General features: G+C 55.0%; 2 protein-coding genes. Both read right to left on the bottom strand.

Annotated features, from left to right (window positions below; translation table 11 throughout):
- Window positions 1-480: 480 nt before the first annotated feature.
- Window positions 481-720 (bottom strand): addiction module protein, encoded by a 240-nt coding sequence (locus tag B1C78_RS17270; RefSeq protein WP_077280389.1) that lies wholly within the window; start codon window positions 718-720, stop codon window positions 481-483.
- A 117-nt stretch (window positions 721-837) separates the two neighbouring features.
- Window positions 838-1,128, bottom strand: coding sequence for a nucleotidyltransferase family protein (locus B1C78_RS17265; RefSeq protein ID WP_077280388.1), 291 nt, complete (start codon window positions 1,126-1,128; stop codon window positions 838-840).
- Window positions 1,129-1,290: the final 162 nt, after the last annotated feature.

Below are 1,290 nucleotides of genomic sequence, written 5' to 3'. Positions count from 1 at the left end.
ATTTGTCCTGAGGGCGAGGGAAAACGTCTAACTCGCATATCTCACCAGGGGGGCCGGCAGCTTTGTGAGGCCATTTGAACAAGCCGCATTAATTGAACTATCTGGTGGTAAAGCTGCGGTGACAGACTGCAGATAGCCGCCGTCCTATTGCGATACCTGGCTAGATATGTGGGCTAGTACGATCTCGCCAATAACCAGGCTTTCGAGAATGATGGGCAAACGCGACAACGATCCGTGCATCGTCACGATCAACGACAACAATGTCGTATGGGAATCGGCGAAGAATGAGGCGTTTTGCTCCTTGGTTACCGGAGATTCCCGGCATGGGAGAGAGGGGAAGAAAGCCGTCTTCAATTACATCAAGGCCAGCTTCAATCGCCTCGAAGAACTCAGTCCCAAGGCCTTGTCGTTCCCGCTCATACCAAGCAGCAGCTGCTTCCGCTTCGTCGGACGCCTCCCGAAGAATTCTAACTTTGGGCACTACGGGCGCTCTAGCTTCGCGCGAATTCTCTTCCGAAACTCGGATCGCTCCACTAACTCAGCTTGTCCGGCATCAATCTCACCGATTCGTCGGGAAACTTCACGCTCCCAGGCATCCTCAACCCCATTGTCACGGGGTGCATCGAGGCTTTGGATCAGATCATGGGCCAATTCTGCCCGTTCGGCCTCGGAAAGTGCCAGAGCTTCGGAACGTAGGCGCTGAAGCGGCTCGGCGGTCATGGGGCCTCCAGAATTTGCTACTTTATTCATTCTATCGCCCATCGCCGCCCCTAACCAAACGATGAGATGTCGGGATGTGCTCCAGGTAGTCCTTCAAAGCTTGCTCGTCCCGCCGACTCACACCGGACGTGCCTCATTCAGCACTTTCAATTTCCACCGGCCCGGCAACGCTCCGGGAGTCAGTACATCCACCTCCACGCCAAGGAGTTCCGTCAATTCCATTCGGATGGCACCAATATCAAAGAGCGATGTTTCCTCGGTGGTATCGACAAGAATGTCCAGATCGCTCTTGTCGGTATCTTCTCCATGGAGCACAGACCCGAAAATGCGGGCATTGCTGGCGTGATGACGCTCAACAATCTGACGAATTGCATCACGGTGTTGTTCAAGCGCAGTGGACGGTTTCATGTGTAAGATCCCATTCTTGCTCCCATAGACGGACTGTGGCCCAGGGTGGTAGCGGCGTCAATCATATGAACGGATACCATATTCCCCGTCGTCTCCGTCCCCTCTCCCGCTTGGGGGGAGGGTTAGGTTGGGGGCCCGCCGAGGCCTCTGAAAACCACCCTC

The sequence above is a fragment of the Thioalkalivibrio denitrificans genome, assembly GCF_002000365.1.
Classification (GTDB): Bacteria; Pseudomonadota; Gammaproteobacteria; order Ectothiorhodospirales; family Ectothiorhodospiraceae; genus Thioalkalivibrio_A; species Thioalkalivibrio_A denitrificans.
This window is presented reverse-complemented; position numbering and strand designations above follow the sequence as displayed.